The following is an 18,198-nucleotide window of genomic DNA, read 5'->3' as shown; positions in this document are numbered from 1 at the left end:
CCGGCGGTCCTGCGGTTCGCCGGGGCGGTGTGCCCGGGCGCCGGAGGCCGGTCGGCTGACGTGAGCATAGGACCGCGGCGGGCCCTGCGAACCGGCTGGGCGCGATCTTGAGGTTCCCCTAAGGAACAGCTCACCTTCCGCTTCACCGGGCCCCCTCCGATGAGCGCATACGGGGAGGGGAATCCCGCGAAAGCGAGCAAGAGGGGCCGAGTGGTGCCGAGTGGTGCGGACCGGCCGAAGCGGTCACGCCGCTGCCGTCCGGCCGATCAGCCGACCCGACCACCGACCGACTGCCCGGCCGCCCGGCCGGGCAGTCCTCAGAACGACGTCTCGCGGACGCTGGCCTTGGCCATCGGGTCGATCGTCGCCGTGATGACCGACCGGTGGTCCGAGCCGCTGAACGTGACCGTCAGGGTGTCGTCGTCGGTCTGTGCCGTGGTGGCCTTGAAGCCGCGGCTCGGGACCGCGGAGATCAGGCACACGCCGCGGCTCCCGTACCGCACCGTGACCTTGCCGCCCTGCGAAGGGACGGTGTGCAGACCCGGCCCGCCGTTCTCGCAGTCGACTCGGGGTTTGGGCGAGGGGGTCCGGGCGGCCGGCGAGGGCTTCGCGGGCGGGGAGGACGGGGCCGAGGGGGTCGGAGCCTCGGTCACGGTGGGCGAGGGACTCGGGGACGCGGAAGCGGTCGGGGACGGCGGGCCCGGCGACGGTTCCTGCGCCAGCCACGCCGGCGGCGAGTCGAAGACCATGGGGGCGGAGCGGGCCACCGGCGGCGTATGGCGGGTGGAGCCGACCACGAACTGGACCGTGCCGAGCACGGCCGTCACGCTGGTGGCCGTGCACGACAGCCATATGAACAGGTAGCGCGGAAATCGAGGCACGGCCCCATAGTGGCCGACGGACCGGGCCGCGCGTTACCCGCTCCCCCGCACGGCACGACGGAACGCCGCCGCCCCGTGGTGCCACGGGCACGAACACGGACGTCCTCCGACCCGCGTACGGGTCGGAGGACGTGTGCGGCCCGGCAGCCGGTGGGGGGTGACCGTTGCCAGGGGCCGGAGGGAGGGACCGGAGGGAGGAACCGGGGGGAGGGGGAGGGTTCCTACTTCGACGTCCCGAAGTCCTGCGTCCACCACGGGCCGCCGTCACCCTTGTGGACGCCTATGCCGATCTCCTTGAAGGAGCAGTTGAGGATGTTGGCCCGGTGGCCGGAGCTGTTCATCCAGGCCTTCATGACCGCGTCGGCGTCCGACTGGCCGCGGGCTATGTTCTCGCCGAGGCGGGACCACGCGTAGCCGGCGGCCTCCACGCGGCTGGTCATGGTGGACCCGTCGGGTCCGGTGTGGGACATGACGCCGCTGCGGGCCATGGTGTCGCTGTACGCGCGCGCCGCGGCGCTCAGCTTGGAGTTCACGGTCAGGGGGCCGCAGCCGGCCGTGGCCCGCTCCTTGTTGACCAGGGCGAGGACCGCGGATTCGGCGTCGCTGGAGGAGCTGCCGGAACCGCCGGACGAACCACCGGAAGAGCCGCCGGACGAGCCACCGGACCCGCCCGACCCACCGGACGTACCGGAGCCGCCGCCGGTGCTCCCGCCGGACGTACGCGGGGGCTTGCCGGCCGGGGCGGACTTGGCCGCGCTGTCCTCCTTCGCCGCGGGCTTCGCCGGAGCCGCAGACTCCGTCCCTTCGGCGGCCGGCGTCTCGGGCGGCAGCGAGCCCGTGGCGGCCGCGGCGTCGGCCGTGACCTCAGGCAGCGGAGCGGTGGGGCTCGCCGTCCCGGCGGTGTCCGCGGGGGTCGGCGTCCCGGCCTTCGGTCCGGAGGCGCCGTCGGCCCGCTGGTCCACCTGCGTACCGCCGCCGGTATCGGCAACGGCGACGCCTACCGCCACCGCCGCGGCGGCCGCGGTGAGGGACAGGACGATGCGCGTGCGCACCGCCTTCTTCCGCCGCGCCTCGACGCGGGACGGCGTTGCGGGAGTTCGGCTGCTCATGCCTGTAGCACCTCACAGAGGGAAAGGGGGTGGGGTGCGATCGAGCCTAGGCTCGTGATCAGTGAAATCCGCACGCTGGAGGGGTTCTTCAAGTTCTCTTAAGGAAGCCCGCAGGGTCGGTTCAGGGGACGAACCGGGGCACTCCCCCGTCGTTCGGTCGATACGGACCCGACGAACCGGTGACGAACCCTCGGCGAACCCGCGCCGAGCGCCCGTGCGTAGGGTTCGCCGCACGTCACAGCGCGTACAACTCGTCCTGGGCTCGGGGTTCCGCCGCGGGCGGGCGCGCACCGGCGGCGTGTGATCATGTCCGTCGACAGATCCGCACCTCATGGGGGGACCATGCGCACCCGCACCACCACCGCCACGACCGGTCTCGTGACCGCGCTCGCCGCGCTGCTCGCCCTCGCAGGCTGTACCGCGCCGGGGGACAGCAAGCCCGCGGCGTCGAGCTCCGTGGCCACCGTGCCCGCGCAGAGCGGCGGCGGGTCCGGCTTCGAGGGCCCGCGGCCGCAGGACCAGAACCTGCTGGCGTGGACCGGGGACCCCAATGACGCGGGGCACGTCACCGCCCAGTCGCCGGCCGGGGTCGGCGGTCGGGTCACCCTGGTACGGATCGTCCTGCGCGAGCAGATCACCTGGTCGAACGTCTGGCTGGGCCTGGCCGGCATCGACCCCAACGCCCAGCTCGCCAACTGCTACCTCGGCGTGTACGACGCCAAGGGCGCCCTCGTCGCGACCACCCCGGACATTTCCCCCCAGCTGATGACCGACGCGATCGCCAAGCCGTTCGCCCTCGGCAAGCCGTTCACCGCCGCCCCCGGGACCTACTTCATCGCGCTGCTGCTCAACGGCACTTGGGCGACCAACGGCCTCACCCTGAAGTCCACGGGCGCCGGCATCTCGGTCAACGCGGGTCTGACGCCGCCGAACCTCCGGTACAGCACCCTGCTGACCGGTCAGACCTCGCTGCCGCCCACCGTGAACCTCGCCGAGCAGTCCACGAGCACCATCAACACCGGCTGGGCCAGCCAGTGGTACGCGATCTCCTGAGTCCGCCTCCTCCCGCTTCCCCAACTCCGTCCGGAGCGGCTCCGCGAGGGAGGAACGGCCGAAAGGTCATGCCTGCGGCCGCACCGGGCCGGTCAGCGGCCCGCCCGCGTGCCGATCGGCGTCGTACGGCGGCGCGATCGCGTCCTTCGACCGGGCGACGATCGCCGCGGGGCGGAATGCCGTAGCCGGGGCGGGGGTTGGTGCGGACGCAACACTGATCCCGGACGCACTGGAGAGCTCATGAAGATCGGCATCATCGGCGCGGGCAACATCGGCGGCAACCTCACCCGTCGGCTCACCGCCCTCGGTCACGAGGTCTCCGTGGCGAACTCACGCGGCCCCGAGACCCTGGCCGCGCTGACCGAGGAGACCGGCGCCACCCCCGTCACCGTGGCGCAGGCGGCGCGCGGTGCCGAGATCGTCGTGGTCACGATCCCCTTCAAGAAGGTGCCGGACCTGCCGGCCGGCCTCTTCGACGGGGCCGCCGAGGGCTTCGCGGTCATCGACACCGGCAACTACTACCCGCGCCAGCGCGACGGCCGGATCGCCGGCGTCGAGGACGAGGGTCTCACCGAGAGCCGTTGGACCGAACGGCACCTCGGACACCCCGTCATCAAGGCCTTCAACGGCACCTACGCCCAGGACATCCTCGACCGGCACCGCCCGGCGGGCGCCGCGGACCGGATGGCGCTGCCCGTCGCGGGCGACGACGCCGCGGCGAAGAAGACCGTACGCGCCCTGATCGAGCAACTCGGCTTCGACACGGTCGACGCGGGCGGCCTCGACGACTCCTGGCGCCAGCAGCCCGACACGCCCGTCTACGGACTGCGAGAAGGCGTCGACGCGGTCACCAAGGCCCTCGCCGAGGCCTCGCCCACCCGCCCGGAGGCCTTCCGCGGCTGACCGCCACCAAAGGTTCCGGTCCCGGGGGCGCTCTCCGCCGAGCCGCGGCGGGGCGCGTCCCATCGGGCGGCATATGCCGGTGGGTGACCTACCATGCAGGCATGAGTGATCGTGCGATGCAGGAACCGACCCTCCTCCTCCTGACCGCGCTCGCGGACGAGCCCCGCCACGGGTACGCGATCGCGCGCGAGGTGGAGTCGATCTCGGGCGGACGCGTCAAGATGCGGACCGGCACCCTGTACGGAGCCCTGGAGCGGCTGCTGGGTCAGGGGCTGATCGAGGTCCACGAGGAGCAGATCGTCGACAGCCGGCTGCGCCGCACCTACCGCCTCACCGCCGAGGGCCGGCAGGGCCTGGCCGCCGAGGCGCAACGGCTCGCCGCCACCGCGCGCGAGGCGGCGCGCCGCCTCGGCGTCTCCGGAGGGGCGGCCACGGCGTGAACCCCCTTCTGCTGCGCCTGTATCCCGCGGGTTTCCGCCGCGCCTTCGGCGACGAGATGGCCGAGGCCTACCGGGAGGCGACCGCGGATGCCGGGCCGCTCACCCGGCTGCGGGAAGCCGGGGACATCGTGGCGCACGCGCTGCGGCTCCGCCTGGGGGTGGGTTCGGCGCAGCGCGGCGGGCGCCTCTTCGCGGCGGCGGCCCCCTTCGCGCTGGCCGCCACGGGCGCGCATGCCGCTTTCCTGCTCGCCTCGACCCTCAACCGTGCGTACGTCACCGGCCGTGCCGACGTCGAGACCCCGTTCGGGTACGTGATGAGCGGCTTCTCCGTACTGACCCTCATCGGCGCCGTGGTGGCGCTGAGCGGGCGCTTCGCCGCCGGCGCGCGGACCACGTTCGCCGGCGTCGCGGGAAACACGGCGTGCTTCGTCATCGCGGTGCTTCCCGGCGCCCTGGAGATGCCGCTGGAGCACCTGGCCTACCTGGCCCCGCCCCTGGCGATCGCCGCGCTCCCGCTGCTCTGTCCCCCGGACCTGCACCCGCCCCGCCGGATCAGGACCACGACGGGGCTGGTGGCGCTGATGCTCTGGGCCCCGCTGTCCGTGGTGCTCCTGGGCCTGCTGGACGCGGGCGGGTTCGGCATGATCGTGCTGTGGCGCTTCGCCGTTTCGGTGACCGCCGCCCTGGCCCTGGCGGGTCGCCCCGCGCTGTCGGGGATCCGTACGGTCGGTCAGTTCGCCCTGGCCGCGACCCCGTTCCTCGTCCTGGGGCATTTCGCGGGTGTGGTGGGCGAGGACACCGCGCTGCCGTGCCTGGTCCTGCTCGCCTCCGCGGGCCTTGCCGTGCGCCTGTGGCGCCGTAGGCACTCGGACACGGCCGGCCACGCCTGAGCCGACGGAGTCAGACCTCGGCGTCGACGTCGGATCCGGCGACGCTGACGCGGATCTTGGACTGGCCGTGGCCGAGTTCCTCCCAGTCCTCCATGAAGCGCGCGGAGAGCCCGTGTCCGGCGGCGAGGTCGATGAGGGTCTCGGTGCGGTAGTAGAAGTCCTCGCGCAGCACCTGGTGTTCGGTGCCGGTGGTGCGGTCGAAGGTGAAGTCGAAGTGGCCCCCGGGCGCCAGGACCCGACCCACGTGGGCGAAGCACTCGTCGATGACGTCGAGCGGTGAGTGCGAGAAGACGCTGTGGGCGTGGACGACGTCGAAGTAGCCGTCGGGCAGGAAGTCCAGCGTCAGGTTCTTGGTGAGGGTCAGGTGCGGGACCTTGGCCTGGAGCCCCCGCTCGGTCAGGGTCCGCTTCGCGGCGATGAGGATGTCGGGCGAGATGTCGATGCCGTAGTAGTGGCCCGCGTCGAGGTGGTCGATGAACCGCCAGCCGGCGCGGAGGTTGCCGCAGCCGATGTCCAGCATGCGCGCCCCGGGCTTCAGGCCGTGCCCGATGAGGTAGTCGAACTGCATCTGTCCGAGCGCGAGCCAGCGTTCGTGGCTCTGGCTGCCGACCGCGGCCTCGGGGTTTCGGCGGGTGTCCGAGGCCATCACGGCCCGGTAGTAGCTGACGTGGTCGGGGTGCTTGAAGGCCAGCCACCGGTCGCGGGCGGCCCGCTTCAGGTACGGGGCGATGCGGTGGGGACGGCTCGCGGCGTAGCGGACCTTGTGGACGAGGGATTCCCGGTTCGCGGTGAGGTTCTTCCTGGTGGCCATGAGCACTCCGTCTCCATCGCAACGTGAATCCCCGGCGGCGGGCAGGAGCGGCTGCCGCCGGGAAGGATCTTCAGAACCCACCATACGTCGGCTACCGACATATACAAATCACTGGACTATCCAGAGAAGCGGAAGGTGCGGCGCGACGCACGCCCGAACAGTTCACGAGATTGGACATTTACGGCGATATCACCCAGGTTGCCATTCGATGACCCACGGGTCCACGCAACGCGCCCGGCGGCGTGACGCCTCGTCAGCCGCGCCTCTGGCAGCATGAAGAGATGGCAGACATACATCGGAAGGTCGGCTCGGGATCGCCGCTGGAGCCTCGGATCGGCTTCTCCCGGGCGGTGCGCGCAGGACAGTACGTCGCCGTCGCGGGGACCGCTCCCCTCGCGGACGACGGTTCCACCGTCGGCCCAGGCGACGTCCACGCCCAGACCGTACGGTGCCTGGACATCGCCGAAGGGGCCCTGCGGGAGGTCGGGGCGTCACTGGAGGACGTCGTGCGGACCCGCGTCATGCTCACCGACGTGACGCGGTGGCAGGAGGCCGCGCGGGCGCACGGTGCGCGGTTCGCCTCCGTGCGGCCCGTCACCACCTTCGTCGAGGTGTCCCGCTTCATCGACCCCGGCTGGCTCGTCGAGGTGGAGGTCGACGCGGTCATCACCCGGGAAGGGGCCTGAGGGGTCCGGCCCCCGTCGGACGAACCCGTCACACGGCAGGAGCGGGCCGTTCCCCGAGCAGCCGGGTGCGGAACAGGTCGAGGACGGTGTCGAGCGCCTGCCGGGTGGGCTGTCCCGGTTCGTCGATGAGGTGTTCCGTCAGGACGGAGTGCGGTGCGAGGGCGCTCTGCGGGTTCGCCGCGCTCGCGTCCAGCTCGATGGCGACGAAGGCGTCCCCGAGTTCCCGCCGGAGGTGGGCGAACCGGTCGCCGGGGACGAGCCGGTCGCCCCGGAAGCGCAGTCCGAGCACCTGGAGCCCCTCGCGTTCGCAGCGTCCGCGGACGACCGCGAGGTCCTCGGGGCTGATGTCGATGGTGCCCGCGCGGCCCGCGGTGCAGGCCAGCGGGAGCGAAGGCTGGGAGAGCACCGGGGCGACGAGGCGCTCGTCCGTGGCCATCGCCAGGGCGAATCCGCCCGTCAGGCACATCCCTACGGCGCCGACTCCTGGACCGCCGCAGCGCTCGTGTTCGGCGGCCGCCAGGGCGCGCAGCCATTGCACGACGCGCGAACTGCGCCCCGTGGCCAGCAGCGTGAACTCGCGGCTCACGCACACCCGCCACAGCGACGAGGCCATGTAGCGGCCGGCACTCGACCGACCGACCGTGCCGGGATCCGCATCACGGCCGGGCTCCCCGAAGAGCACCGGAAGTACGGCCGTGCAGCCGGACGCCGCGACGTGCTCGGCGAACTCGATGACCTTGGGGGTGATGCCCGGGATCTCCGCCATGACGATCACCGCGGGGCCCGTGCCCCGGCGCAGGATCCGGCGGGTGGCGCCGTCATGGGTGAACGTGCTCTTCTCGAACCCGCTCAGGTCGTGGTCTGCCACGCGCCCCGCTCCTTTTGACGACCCTCTCCTGGACGACATCAAGTTACCGAGAAGTAGAGCCCTGTGGTCAAGCGAACGGGACACGTTTCGGTACGCCCCCCGAGGACGGGGGCGAGCAACACGGTGGCCCGGGGCCGCCCGGCCCCTCCCCCACCACCCGGACGGCGGAACGCGCCGGGCGTGCGGGGTGCGGCCGGGTGAGGCTGGGGTGGAGCGGCGGCGCCCGCCGTGGGCCCCTCGCCCGGCCCGGCCGGGGCCGGTCAGGCACCGCCCGAGGAGGCTCACCCGATGGAGAACGGCCCCGGACACGACGCTTGCGAATCGATCGGCGCCGCTCACCGCGCGGCGCGCGGCAACGCCGCCTTCGCCGACCGCGCCGACTTCGACGACGCCACCCGCGGCTTCGTCGCCGCCCTGGAGCCCTGCGTGATCAGGGCCGAGGACGGGAGCGTCGTCTGGGACGGCGACGCCTACGCCTTCCTCAACGGGGACCGTCCGGACACCGTCCATCCCAGCTTGTGGCGCCAGAGCCGCCTCGTCGCCCTCCAAGGCCTCTTCCAGGTCGTGGAAGGCGTGTACCAGGTGCGCGGCCTGGACCTGTCGAACATGACCCTCGTCGAGGGCGAACACGGCGTCGTCGTGATCGACCCGCTGATCTGCGAGGAGACGGCGGCCGCGGCCCTCGCCCTGTACCGGGCCCACCGCGGGGACCGTCCGGTCACGGGCGTCCTCTACACCCACAGCCACGCCGACCACTTCGGCGGCGTCAAGGGCGTCACCACCCAGGCCGAAGTCGACGCGGGCCGGGTCCCGGTCCTGGCGCCCGAGGGCTGCCTCGAACACGCGGCCAGCGAGAACGTCTACGCCGGCACCGCGATGGCCCGCCGCGCGGGATACATGTACGGGGCCGGTCTGCCCAAGGGCCCGCGCGGCCAGGTCGGTGCGGGCCTGGGCCAAACCACCTCCACCGGCCGGGTGACGCTGATCCCGCCGACCGTCGACATCACCCGTACCGGCCAGGAGGAGACCGTCGACGGCGTGCGCATGGTCTTCCAACTGACCCCGGGCACCGAGGCCCCGGCGGAGTTCAACCTGCTACTGCCCGACCACCGGGCCCTGTGCATGGCCGAGAACGCCACCCACACCCTGCACAACCTGCTGACCCTGCGCGGCGCCCTGGTACGCGACCCGCACGCCTGGGCCGCGTACCTCACCGAGTCCATCGCGCTGTTCGGCGACCGGTGCGACGTCGTCTTCGCTTCCCACCACTGGCCCACGTGGGGCCGCGAGCGGGCCATGTCGTACCTGGCGCAGCAGCGGGACCTGTACGCGTACCTCCACGACCAGACGGTCCGCCTGCTCAACCAGGGGTACACGGGCACCGAGATCGCCGAAACGCTGCGCATGCCGCCGGCGCTGGAGGCCGCCTGGCACACCCACGGCTACTACGGGTCCGTCAGCCACAACGTCAAGGCCGTCTACCAGCGGTACATGGGCTGGTTCGAAGGGAACCCGGCGCTCTTGTGGCAGCACCCGCCGGAGGAATCCGCCCGCCGCTACGTCGAGTTCATGGGCGGTGCGGCAGAGGTCCTGCGCCGTGCCCGGACCTCCTTCGAGCAGGGCGACTTCCGCTGGGTGGCCCAGGTGGTCGACCACGTCGTCTTCGCCGATCCGTCGAACGCAGAGGCCCGGGAGCTCCAGGCCGATGCCCTGGAGCAGCTCGGCTACGGCGCCGAGAACGGCACCTGGCGCAACTTCTACCTCACCGGCGCCCAGGAACTGCGCGGCGAGCAGATCGGGACACCGGCCACCGCCGCGTCCCCGGACGTACTCGCCGCCCTGAGCCTGGACCAGCTGGTGGACTCCCTCGCCGTACGGATCGACGGGCCCCGGGCCTGGCACGCGGACGTCGCCGTACGGTTCGTCCTGCCCGGCTCGGACCCGCTGACGCTGCGCCTGGGCAACGGCGTACTGACCGGCGTCCGCGGGGACAACCCCGCGGCCGGCCGCCCGCACGCCGTCCTCGTCCTCGGCGAACCGCTCCTGCGCGGGCTCCTGCTCGGCGCCGTGCCGCTGGACGACCTCCTGCGGCACGAGGGGGTGGCCCTCGACGGTGACCCCTCGGTCGTCGCCGAACTCTTCTCCTACCTCGACTCCCCCGACCCGGACTTCGCCATCGTCACCCCCTGACGGCACCCACCAGGGCCGGGACCGACCTGCGTCGCGCCCCGGATCGGCCCCTATGCTGCGGGAATGATCAAGCCGATTGAACTCGTGATATTCGACTGCGACGGAGTGCTCGTCGACACCGAGCGCATCGCGCTGCCCCTCCAGGTCGCGTTGGGAGCGGAGCTGGGCTGGCCGCTGACCGAGGAAGAGGTCATGGACCGCTTCATCGGGCGCTCCAGCGCCTCCATCCACAAGGACATCGCCGGCCGGCTCGGCGACGAGACGGCCGGCCTCTGGCGGGAGCTGTTCGAACAGCGCCACCGCGTGGCGGTGGACGCCGGGTTGTCCGCCGTCGAGGGACTGCCGCAGGCACTCGGTACGATCACCCTGCCGACCTGCGTCGCCTCCAGCGGCTCGCACGAGAAGATGCGCCACACCCTCGGTCGCACCGGCCTCTACGAGCACTTCGAGGGCCGCATCTACAGCGCCACCGAGGTCAGCCGCGGCAAGCCCGCCCCCGACCTGTTCCTGTACGCGGCTCAGCGGATGGGCGTCGACCCGGCGGCGTGCGCGGTGGTCGAGGACAGCCGCCCCGGTGTCGAGGCAGCCCGCGCCGCAGGCATGCGGTCCTTCGGCTACGCGGGGGGACTGACCCCGGCCGAACGGCTCGAAGGCGCCGGCACCGTCGTCTTCCGCGACATGCGCGAACTGCCCGGCCTCATCGTCTCGGGGTGACCCTCGGCGGCCTGGTCAGAGGTGCGCGTCGCGGGCGAGGGCCGTCATGACGGCCTCGGTCTTGCGCTCGCCGAACGGCGGCGGGGTGATGTCGCGGTCCCGCAGGGCCTGTTCGAGCTGCGCCTGGACCTCGGCGGCATCGGCGATGTCCGACCGCACCGACACTTCCAGGAAGCGCAGGCCGTTGTCGGTGCGCCATTCCTCGATCGCCACCTTGCCGGGCAGCTCGTCCCAGTCGTCCTTCCACTTCACGGCGCGTACGGGGCCCAGCCCGGTCAGGTCGGCGAGATCGGCCTCGGTGAGCCTGGCCACGCCCAGGAGTTCCCGCTGTTGCTCGATGAGCAACAGCTCGGGCGGGCCGCCCTCGGCCTCCAACGAAGCCGACACCATCGGCGTGAACTCCGGGCCCGTCCGGTCGTCCTCGATCTTGAACTTCCAGCCCTCGCCCTCCCGATCCTCCCGCCAGCGCTCCGGCAGCGGGGGGCAGGGACGCAGTTTGACGGTCAGGTCGGTCTCCCGCTCGGACTCGGGCCCCTCGTCGTCCCGGCGCCGACGCAGGATGATGCCCCGATCCAGCAGGGGCAGGGTCACCGTGCCGTCTGCCGCCCACTGCGGTCTGTCCCAGAAATGGATCAAGCGGCGGCTCCCCTCGTCCCGGTCGAGCTCCAGGGCGTCGAAGGCTGCCTTCGCCTCCGCCCCGGCGAAGCTGATCTTGATTTCCGCGGCCGTGGCCGTCGGGAGCTCGTTCATGGTGCCGTTATCCCACGCGGGGCGCAGGCCCGCATCTCACGCGCCGGCGCGCCCGGGGGACGGCGGACGGGCCCGCCGCACCCGGGGCGCGTCGGGCCCGTCCGCCGCTGTGGCCGCTCTCAGGCCGTCGGCGACAGGATGATGCACTCCGGCCGCCGTGCCGTGGGCGGGGTGCTACCGGCGACGATCAGGGCGAGTAAGACCGCGGCCGCCTCGCTCTGCAGGAGCCGGGCGGCCTGCTTCAACCGGCTGGGGTCGGGGACCGGGATGGACAGGGCCACGCATTCCGCCTTCGGGCCCGCGGTGATCGGCACCGCCGCGCACACCGTGCCGACCGCGTACTCCTGCAGGTCGAGGAGGGGGGTGTTCGGCGGGCGGTCGTCGAGCTGGTGGAACAGGTCCTGTTGGCTGGTGAGGGTGTGGGGCGTGAACCGGGTGAGCCGGTGGCGGGCCAGGTGGTCCTTCCGGTCGTCGTGGTCGAGTTGGGTCAGCAGCGCCTTGCCCACGGCGGAGGCGTGGGCGGCGACGCGGAAGTCGACCCACTCCTCAACCACGGGTGCGGCAGGTCCGTCGGCGTACTGGGTGATGGAGACCTCGCCGTCGGTGTAGCGGGCGACGTAGACGGCGGCGCCGACGGCGTCCCGCACCCAGGCGAGGGTCTCGTGCAGGTGCCCGCGTCCGTCTCCGTTCGCCGATTCGGCCAGCAGGAGGGCGCTGCCGGCGACGTACGCGTCCGGTCCGGTCGGGGTGGCGAGGTTCGCGCGGATCAGCTGCTCCATGGCCCGGGCGAGGACCAGTTGCGGCAGTGCCGTTTCACGGGCGATCTGGGTCAGGTTCACGCCGCCCGAGTAGCGGTTGATGACTTCCAGGACGCGCAGTGCCTGGTGGGCGGATTCCAGTGCGGCGGGGGCGGGGCTCCCTTCGGGGGGCTTCCGGGCGGCGTGGGTCGGCCGGGGGCGTTTCAGTGCTTCGAGGGCCCAGGAGTTCGCCTGGTCCGTCAGGTGCAGGGTGTTGAGCCGGGCGTTCTGCGCGACGGCGACCGCCACCTGCGGGCCGGGGGTGACGACCTCCCCCAGATCGGGGTGCTCCTTGCGGGGGCGGGCCGTGACCGCCTGGCGCAGTCGTGCGGGGAGCCGGCACGGGGACCGGCCGGCCCGTCCGGGTCCGGTGGTGAGGGCGCTGAGGTCCTGGGTGGTGATGGGCGGGGTGGTCCAGATGACCGAGGCGCCGAGGGCCCCTTCGAGGTGTTCCGGGAGCGGTGGCAGGGGCGGCAGGTGCTCTTCCGGGGGCAGGGTCTGGGCCTGGCCCCTCCAGTGGCGGGCGGTCGCGACCTCGGCCCGGGCGAGGTGCAGGAGGTAGAGGCAGTGGGCGGCGGTCTGCGAGCCCGCCCCGGCCGCGTACTGGAACCAGAACTGCGCGTCCTCCATCCGGTCGGCCAGGTGGAGCAGGCAGCCGAACAGCAGGGCCGAGTCCACGCCGTGCGGCCAGGAGTCGGCGTCGAGGGCGAGTTCGGCGAAGGGCCGGCTCTCCACGAGGCACCAGGTGAGGTCGTCCAGACCCCGGGCGGCGCGCACGTGACAGGCGGCGTCGAGGATGAGGTCGTCGGCTGCTGTGGCGAATGCGGAGGCGCAGGCGGATGCGGATGCGGCCGGTCCCCGCGGCGGCGGGGTGGCAGCACCGGGGGGGCCGGTGGTGCCGATCGCCGAGCGGGCGCGGTCGGCGACGATCCGGCGGGCGATGCGACGGCGGGCCGCGCCCTCGTCGTATCCGGCGTACTCCTCCGCGAATACCGTCGCGTCCGCAAGGGCCGCGTCCAGTTCGCACAGCGGCATGTCGCGGTGGCGGGGCATGTCGCTCACTAGTCCTTCTCCTCTCCGGGGATCCATTCCACCCCGAGCTTGCGGGACAGGGTTCGGCGTGCGCCGCGGATGTGCGAGCGGACCGTCGCGGGGGTGATCCCCATCATCCGGGCGACCGTGTCGGAGTCGTTGCCCAGGAGGAAGGCCAGCAGCACCACGTCGTACTGCCGCTCGGACAGGCCCGCGATCGCCGCGTACAGCCCGAGCTTCGACTCCAGCAGTTCCAGCCGCTCTCTGGAGGAGCGGCGCAGCGCTGCGAACCACGCCGTCTCCACCATCGCCACCTGCCGGCCCAGGGCCGCCAGCCGCCTTTCGACGTGCTCGCGCAGCACCGCCCACGCGAAACCGTGGAGGCTCGCCTCCTTCAGGGCCTGGCGCCACACCTTCAGCAAGAAGGTGAACACGTCGTCGACGACTTCCTCGGCGTCCTTGGGGTTTCCCAGCTGCAGGTGGGCGTAGCGCAGGTAGGCACGGTGCTGTTGGGAGTGGAACGCGGTGAAGTCCACCGGCAGCACGCCGGCCAGTTCGCTGGAGACCGCCTGGTCCCCCGATGGATCGAAATCGCCTTCGCTCATACGCTCCCCCACAGCAGCTGCTCGTCGCCGCGCTCCGGGGCGGCGGGGACCTCACGGTGGCGGGCGCGGGGAGCGGCACGGCGGTGGCCGGCGGATGGTCCACCGGTTCCCGTCCGCACCCCCGCACCCGGCAGGCGCATCGGCGCCCTGAACACATCGATGACGCGACAACGGGCACTGGTGGCTAACAGCGCGAGGGCGGTCGTCTCGGCAACATTCACGTCGGCGCGGAACCTTTCAAGTGGATCATGAGCAACCGGCACGCCTACCCCCCGAACCGGCTGCCGTGGAGCAAGAGGCGCTCCTATTCACCACCCCATCGGAAAGCGAGCCCGATCGTGCAAGCCGGTCCCTGAAAATCTTCCGAAGCAAGCGCATCCGCTTCTTCGCGCGCCCCCGTCCGCTCGCGCGCGCCCCGGCGTGCCTGCCGAGCGCCTCCACCGACACGCGCCCGACCGGGGCCCCTTCCGCTGTTCCCGTCACACGATCGGATGTCACTGCGGCCCCATCCGGTGGGACACGTCCCGACTCCCCCCGCCCCGGTGCCCCGTACCTGCATGGTGGGTCCAGCTTTCGGCGCCCCGGCCCCTGCGCCCCGCGCGCCCGTCGAGTAGGAAGGGGCTGTACAGATGGCGTTCGCGAGGACCTTGCTGCCCGCCGTGCTCTGCCTGGCACTCACCGGGGTGCCCGCCGCGCTCCCGCACGCCGCGGCTGCCGCGCCCTACGACGGCCAGGTCGGCCACGAGAGCGCGCTGTTCAGCGTGAAGGCCACGAACAACGCCGCGGCCCAGGAGTTCACGGTGGACGGCACCCGGCTGTCCCGGGTGAGCGTCTGGCTGGGCAGCGGGGCGGCGACGGGCACCGTGACCGCGCAGGTCCGCCGGGTCCGCGAGGACGCGGGGTCGGTGATCGCCTCGACGACCCTGGACCTCGCGGCGCTCGGCGGCGCCGGCGCCGGCTGGGTCGAGTTCCCGCTGAACGCCACCGTCACCGCGGGCACCACGTACCACCTGTTCCTCCAGGCGAGCACCGCGGAGAGCGGGCCGATCGCCTGGTACGGCACCACGCGGTCGGTGCCCGGCTCGCTGACCAGCTGGAACTACGACAGGGCGTACTGGGGCGGCTGGCACGCCTACGGCTCCCGGCTCGCCTTCCACGTCAATCCCACCGGCAGCGAGCGCTGCGGGGAGACCGAGCCCTGCTACGTGCCCGCCTCGTCGCTCGCCGCCCGCACGTCGGGCCTGCTGACCAACCGGGTCGCCGCCGAAGCCGTCCTGCCCTCCTTCGCCGTGGGCGCCTCCTACGTCGACGGGAGCAACGTGCTGCGCCTGCCGTCGGGCCGGTGGCGGTACCTGCCGGACGGGGCCTCGGCGTCGGTGGTGGTCGATGCGGACGATCCGGGCGCCCTGGCGCAGGTCGAGGAGAGCCGCGCGTGGCTGGCGGCGGGCGCGGTGCCGGGGACCACCGCCGAACGGCGGGCCGCGTCGCAGCGCGCCCTGCTGTCGATGCGGGCGCTGCTGAGGCCCAATGGCGCGTTCGCGGCGGCGTGGGCGCCGCCGTGGGAGTACTCCTGGCCGCGCGACGGCGCGTTCGCGGCAGTGGCCTTCGCCGCCACCGGGCACGACGAGGAGGCCTACCGGATCCTGGGCTACGACGCGCTCACCCAGCGGGCCGACGGGACCTGGGAGGCCCGTACCCTGCTGGACGGCAGCGGGCCGCCGGACGCGCGCAAGTGGCAGTTGGACGCCAACGGTTGGGTGCCCTGGGCCACGTGGCAGTGGTACCGGGCGGCGCCGCCCGGCGGGCGGGACGAACGGCTGCGCGCGCTCTACCCGATGGTCCGCAAGGCGGCCGACCACGCCGCCCGCTCCCTCGGACCGGACGGGCTGCCTCCGGCGTCCCCGGACTACTGGGAGCTGGACACGACCACGGCCAACATCGGTACCGCCGCTCCCCTGCTGGCCGGGCTCAACTCCGCGGCCGACCTGGCCTCGGGACTGGGCCTGGGCGCGGACGCGGAGCGCTGGGGGGAGGCGGCCCGGCGGCTGTCGGCCGCGATCGCCACCTCCTTCGCCCCGCTGGGGTACCAGCGGACCGTCGACGGCGAGCACGGCCGGGACAGCGCGGTGGCGTTCATGGCGCCCCCGTTCAACGCCGCCCCGGCCGGTCTCGGTGAAGCGCTGGACTCCACCTACCGGGCGCTGCTGCTGCCGAACGGCGGGGTCTCGCCCGGCAACGACCCCTCCTTCAGCTGGGGTTCGTACGCGTGGACGGCCAGCACTTCCTTCTTCGCCCTCGCCTGGGCCGGTACCGGTGAGCCGGCGAAGGCGGGCGCGGTGCTCGACTGGGTGCTGTCGAAACGGAACGGGCTGGGCGAGCTCCCGGAAACGGTGAACGGTGCCGGGCTGCCGTCCGCCGTGGCGCCCTTGGGCTGGACGGACTCGCTGGTCGTGCTCACCGCACTGGCCCTCCAGGGTGCGGTGCGGCCCACTCCCCCGGCGACGCGGCCTTCCGTGCGATGACCGGCCCTGTGAGGGTCACTGACGTGCTGTACATCGACAGGAGGCGGAGGCGGTTATGCGCGGTGGAACGATCGCGGTGGTCGGCGGGAGCATCGCGGGGTGCGCCGTCGCGACGGCGGCGGCGCGGGCGGGCGCCGATGAGGTGGTGGTGCTGGAGCGCACGGGCGGGCGGTTGCAGGACCGGGGCGTCGGCCTGTGCATCCACGACGAGCGGGCCGCCGAGCTCGGCGCGAGCGGCGCGCTGCCCGGTGGGATCGCCGCGCACCGGCTGGAGCAGCGCCGCTGGGTGGTCCGCGACGATGCCCACGGGCCGGGCGGCCGGGTGATCTGGGAGCAGCCGTTCCCCTTCCACTCCTACCACTGGGGCCTGCTCTGGCACGGCCTTCGGGAGTCCGTTCCGCAGTCGGTGGTCTACCGGCAGGGGGAGGCGGTGACGGGGGTCGAGGAGACCGGGACCGCGGGCGCGCGGGTGCGGCTCGCGGGCGGGTCCGTCGAGCGGTACGACCTGGTGGTCGGTGCCGACGGGTACCGGTCGGTGGTGCGCACCGCGCTCTGCCCGGACTCCCGGCCGCAGTACGCCGGCTACGTCTGCTGGCGGGGCAACTTCGACGCGGCGCTGCTCGCGGGGCTCGGCAGCGTGGCGGACTCGGTGCCGGAGGCGGGGACCACGGTCTGCTTCCCGGGCGGTTCCTGCGTCATCTACCGGATTCCCGGGCCGGACGGACCGCGGGTGAACTGGGTGCTGTACGGCTCTCCGCCGCAGGACGGGCAGCTGCGCCGGGGCGATCCGACGAGCTTCCCGCCGGGCGGCCTCACCCCCGAGCTCGCGGGGCATCTGGCGGCGCTGCTCGATCGCGAGTTCCCGCCGTACTGGGCGCGGGCGCTCGCGCTGACCGACCCGGCGGACACCTTCGTCCAGCCGATCTACGACATGGAGACCACGCGCACCGCCGCCGGTCGGCTGCTGCTCGCGGGGGACGCGGCGAGCGTCGTACGCCCGCACAACACGAGCGGCGCCGCCAAGGCGCTCCAGGACGCCACCGCCCTCGCCGACGGCTGGCGCCGCTGCGGGTCCTTCGAGGAGCTGCTGCGCGGATACGAGGAGACCCGCGGCGCCGCCGGACGGGAGCTGGTGGCACTGGCCCGCCGGCTGGGCCGCGCCCAGGTCGAGCGGACCCCGGCGTGGGCGGGCATGGACGGCGGGGAGATGGAGGCCTGGTGGCGGGGCCAGCTCGGCGGGGCCCCCGGCATCGGGGGCCGCGCCATGACGCCGTAGGCCTTGGTGGCCCATAGCGGTCCCTAGTGGTCCTTGGTGGTGTTGCTGGTGATCGTGCCGTCCGTGCCGGACACGGTGACCGCGTGCCGGACGCCGTCGGAACCGATGACCACGGCCAGCCAGGCGCTGCCGCCGCCCTCCTGGGCAACCGCGCGCAGGCCCGCGACCTTCCCGCCCGGCACGGCCGCGGCGGCCTTCTCGGCCGCCTCGCCGATGGCCAGGGAGGGGATGGGCGCGGGCGCCGGGGCGTTCCTGGCGGAGCCTGCGCGCCCGTCGGCGCCTCCGGGTCGGTCCTGCTCCCCGGGTGCCTTGGGGCCCGCGGGGCGGCCGGGCTCGCCCTGCTCCCGCTCGTGCCGCGGTTCGGCGGCGTGCGGGCCGCCCCGCAGGCCGCCCTCGGGTCCCGGTCCGGCCCAGGCCATGTGCGGGCCCCGCTCGACGCGCATGTGGTGGTCGTGGTGTCCGGCCGCGGCCACCGCTGCTCCACCGACGACCACCACCGCGACCGCGCCCGCCGCCACCCAACGGGCGCGCTTGCCACGGGGGACGAGGCGGCCCGGGGCCGCGGACTTGCGGGCCTTCGTCTCGGGAGCGGTCACCGGGGCGGTCGCCGGCGCGTTCACGGCGGCGGTCTCGGCCGGCTCGGACGGCGGGACGGAATCAGACATACAGGC

At 73.2% G+C, this 18,198-nt stretch carries 17 protein-coding genes; 9 read left to right on the top strand and 8 right to left on the bottom strand.

The features are described from left to right. Positions 1-317: 317 nt before the first annotated feature. Together OG386_RS40215 and OG386_RS40210 are read right to left on the bottom strand one after the other, a co-directional pair. Positions 318-881: a hypothetical protein gene (locus OG386_RS40215; RefSeq protein ID WP_328792266.1), complete on the bottom strand. Its 564-nt coding sequence runs from the start codon at positions 879-881 to the stop codon at positions 318-320. A 221-nt stretch (positions 882-1,102) separates the two neighbouring features. Beyond that, positions 1,103-1,990 (bottom strand): CAP domain-containing protein, encoded by an 888-nt coding sequence (locus OG386_RS40210; RefSeq protein WP_328792265.1) that lies wholly within the window; start codon positions 1,988-1,990, stop codon positions 1,103-1,105. Positions 1,991-2,332: 342 nt separating this feature from the next. On the opposite strand from OG386_RS40210, the gene OG386_RS40205 reads away from it, so the two are divergent. From OG386_RS40205 to OG386_RS40190, 4 genes are all read left to right on the top strand, one after another. Then, entirely contained in the window at positions 2,333-3,043 is a 711-nt protein-coding gene (locus OG386_RS40205) for a hypothetical protein (protein ID WP_328792264.1), read from the top strand. Positions 3,044-3,151: 108 nt separating this feature from the next. After that, positions 3,152-3,946 carry an NADPH-dependent F420 reductase gene (locus OG386_RS40200; protein WP_328792263.1) on the top strand — a complete coding sequence of 265 codons (795 nt, stop codon included), beginning with the start codon at positions 3,152-3,154 and terminating at the stop codon, positions 3,944-3,946. 101 nt (positions 3,947-4,047) lie between these two features. Beyond that, the gene (locus OG386_RS40195) at positions 4,048-4,386 is read left to right on the top strand and encodes a PadR family transcriptional regulator (protein ID WP_328792262.1); all 339 of its coding nucleotides are present in this window, start codon (positions 4,048-4,050) and stop codon (positions 4,384-4,386) included. Next, positions 4,383-5,276, top strand: coding sequence for a hypothetical protein (locus tag OG386_RS40190; RefSeq protein WP_328792261.1), 894 nt, complete (start codon positions 4,383-4,385; stop codon positions 5,274-5,276). Before OG386_RS40195 ends, OG386_RS40190 begins: the two co-directional genes overlap by 4 nt. 10 nt (positions 5,277-5,286) lie before the next feature. Here OG386_RS40190 and OG386_RS40185 read toward each other — a convergent pair whose 3' ends face one another. Then, the gene (locus tag OG386_RS40185; protein ID WP_328792260.1) at positions 5,287-6,087 is read right to left on the bottom strand and encodes a class I SAM-dependent methyltransferase; all 801 of its coding nucleotides are present in this window, start codon (positions 6,085-6,087) and stop codon (positions 5,287-5,289) included. Positions 6,088-6,368: 281 nt separating this feature from the next. Here OG386_RS40185 and OG386_RS40180 point away from each other — a divergent pair, with 281 nt between their 5' ends. Then, positions 6,369-6,773: a RidA family protein gene (locus OG386_RS40180; RefSeq protein ID WP_328792259.1), complete on the top strand. Its 405-nt coding sequence runs from the start codon at positions 6,369-6,371 to the stop codon at positions 6,771-6,773. Between the two features lie 28 nt (positions 6,774-6,801). On the opposite strand, the gene OG386_RS40175 is transcribed toward OG386_RS40180, so the two are convergent. Next, on the bottom strand, positions 6,802-7,641 hold the full coding sequence (locus tag OG386_RS40175; RefSeq protein ID WP_328792258.1) for a dienelactone hydrolase family protein: 840 nt from the start codon (positions 7,639-7,641) through the stop codon (positions 6,802-6,804). A gap of 288 nt (positions 7,642-7,929) precedes the next feature. Here OG386_RS40175 and OG386_RS40170 point away from each other — a divergent pair, with 288 nt between their 5' ends. Together OG386_RS40170 and OG386_RS40165 are read left to right on the top strand one after the other, a co-directional pair. After that, complete coding sequence (locus OG386_RS40170; RefSeq protein ID WP_328792257.1) at positions 7,930-9,831, top strand: alkyl/aryl-sulfatase; 1,902 nt, start codon at positions 7,930-7,932, stop codon at positions 9,829-9,831. 63 nt (positions 9,832-9,894) lie between these two features. Beyond that, positions 9,895-10,545, top strand: coding sequence for an HAD family hydrolase (locus OG386_RS40165; protein WP_328792256.1), 651 nt, complete (start codon positions 9,895-9,897; stop codon positions 10,543-10,545). A 15-nt stretch (positions 10,546-10,560) separates the two neighbouring features. Here the strand turns inward: OG386_RS40165 and OG386_RS40160 are convergent, their stop codons facing one another. The 3 genes from OG386_RS40160 to OG386_RS40150 all read right to left on the bottom strand — a co-directional run bounded on the left by OG386_RS40160 (position 10,561) and on the right by OG386_RS40150 (position 13,729). Then, positions 10,561-11,295, bottom strand: coding sequence for a hypothetical protein (locus OG386_RS40160; RefSeq protein WP_328792255.1), 735 nt, complete (start codon positions 11,293-11,295; stop codon positions 10,561-10,563). A 119-nt stretch (positions 11,296-11,414) separates the two neighbouring features. Beyond that, positions 11,415-12,260, bottom strand: a complete 846-nt coding sequence (locus OG386_RS40155) for an IclR family transcriptional regulator (protein ID WP_384835444.1) — start codon at positions 12,258-12,260, stop codon at positions 11,415-11,417. An 893-nt stretch (positions 12,261-13,153) separates the two neighbouring features. Next, a complete protein-coding gene (locus OG386_RS40150; protein WP_266600937.1) occupies positions 13,154-13,729 on the bottom strand; it encodes an RNA polymerase sigma factor in 576 nt (191 codons plus the stop codon). Between the two features lie 629 nt (positions 13,730-14,358). On the opposite strand from OG386_RS40150, the gene OG386_RS40145 reads away from it, so the two are divergent. After that, complete coding sequence (locus tag OG386_RS40145) at positions 14,359-16,251, top strand: hypothetical protein (protein ID WP_328792254.1); 1,893 nt, start codon at positions 14,359-14,361, stop codon at positions 16,249-16,251. A 55-nt stretch (positions 16,252-16,306) separates the two neighbouring features. Beyond that, positions 16,307-17,527, top strand: a complete 1,221-nt coding sequence (locus OG386_RS40140; protein ID WP_328792253.1) for an FAD-dependent monooxygenase — start codon at positions 16,307-16,309, stop codon at positions 17,525-17,527. A 23-nt stretch (positions 17,528-17,550) separates the two neighbouring features. On the opposite strand, the gene OG386_RS40135 is transcribed toward OG386_RS40140, so the two are convergent. After that, entirely contained in the window at positions 17,551-18,192 is a 642-nt protein-coding gene (locus tag OG386_RS40135) for a hypothetical protein (protein WP_328792252.1), read from the bottom strand. Positions 18,193-18,198: the final 6 nt, after the last annotated feature.

The organism is Streptomyces sp. NBC_00273, assembly GCF_036178145.1.
Classification (GTDB): Bacteria; Actinomycetota; Actinomycetes; order Streptomycetales; family Streptomycetaceae; genus Streptomyces.
The sequence above is the reverse complement of the archived record's forward strand: the minus strand, read 5'-3'. Positions and strand labels throughout refer to the sequence as shown.

Bases quoted from the DNA above. Each gene is read 5' to 3' on its own strand.
- OG386_RS40210 (WP_328792265.1), bottom strand. From the start codon at position 1,990: ATGAGCAGCCGAACTCCCGCAACGCCGTCCCGCGTCGAGGCGCGGCGG.
- OG386_RS40205 (WP_328792264.1), top strand. From the start codon at position 2,333: ATGCGCACCCGCACCACCACCGCCACGACCGGTCTCGTGACCGCGCTC.
- OG386_RS40195 (WP_328792262.1), top strand. From the start codon at position 4,048: ATGAGTGATCGTGCGATGCAGGAACCGACCCTCCTCCTCCTGACCGCG.
- OG386_RS40185 (WP_328792260.1), bottom strand. From the start codon at position 6,087: ATGGCCACCAGGAAGAACCTCACCGCGAACCGGGAATCCCTCGTCCAC.
- OG386_RS40180 (WP_328792259.1), top strand. From the start codon at position 6,369: ATGGCAGACATACATCGGAAGGTCGGCTCGGGATCGCCGCTGGAGCCT.
- OG386_RS40170 (WP_328792257.1), top strand. From the start codon at position 7,930: ATGGAGAACGGCCCCGGACACGACGCTTGCGAATCGATCGGCGCCGCT.
- OG386_RS40165 (WP_328792256.1), top strand. From the start codon at position 9,895: ATGATCAAGCCGATTGAACTCGTGATATTCGACTGCGACGGAGTGCTC.
- OG386_RS40160 (WP_328792255.1), bottom strand. From the start codon at position 11,295: ATGAACGAGCTCCCGACGGCCACGGCCGCGGAAATCAAGATCAGCTTC.
- OG386_RS40150 (WP_266600937.1), bottom strand. From the start codon at position 13,729: ATGAGCGAAGGCGATTTCGATCCATCGGGGGACCAGGCGGTCTCCAGC.
- OG386_RS40145 (WP_328792254.1), top strand. From the start codon at position 14,359: ATGGCGTTCGCGAGGACCTTGCTGCCCGCCGTGCTCTGCCTGGCACTC.
- OG386_RS40140 (WP_328792253.1), top strand. From the start codon at position 16,307: ATGCGCGGTGGAACGATCGCGGTGGTCGGCGGGAGCATCGCGGGGTGC.
- OG386_RS40135 (WP_328792252.1), bottom strand. From the start codon at position 18,192: ATGTCTGATTCCGTCCCGCCGTCCGAGCCGGCCGAGACCGCCGCCGTG.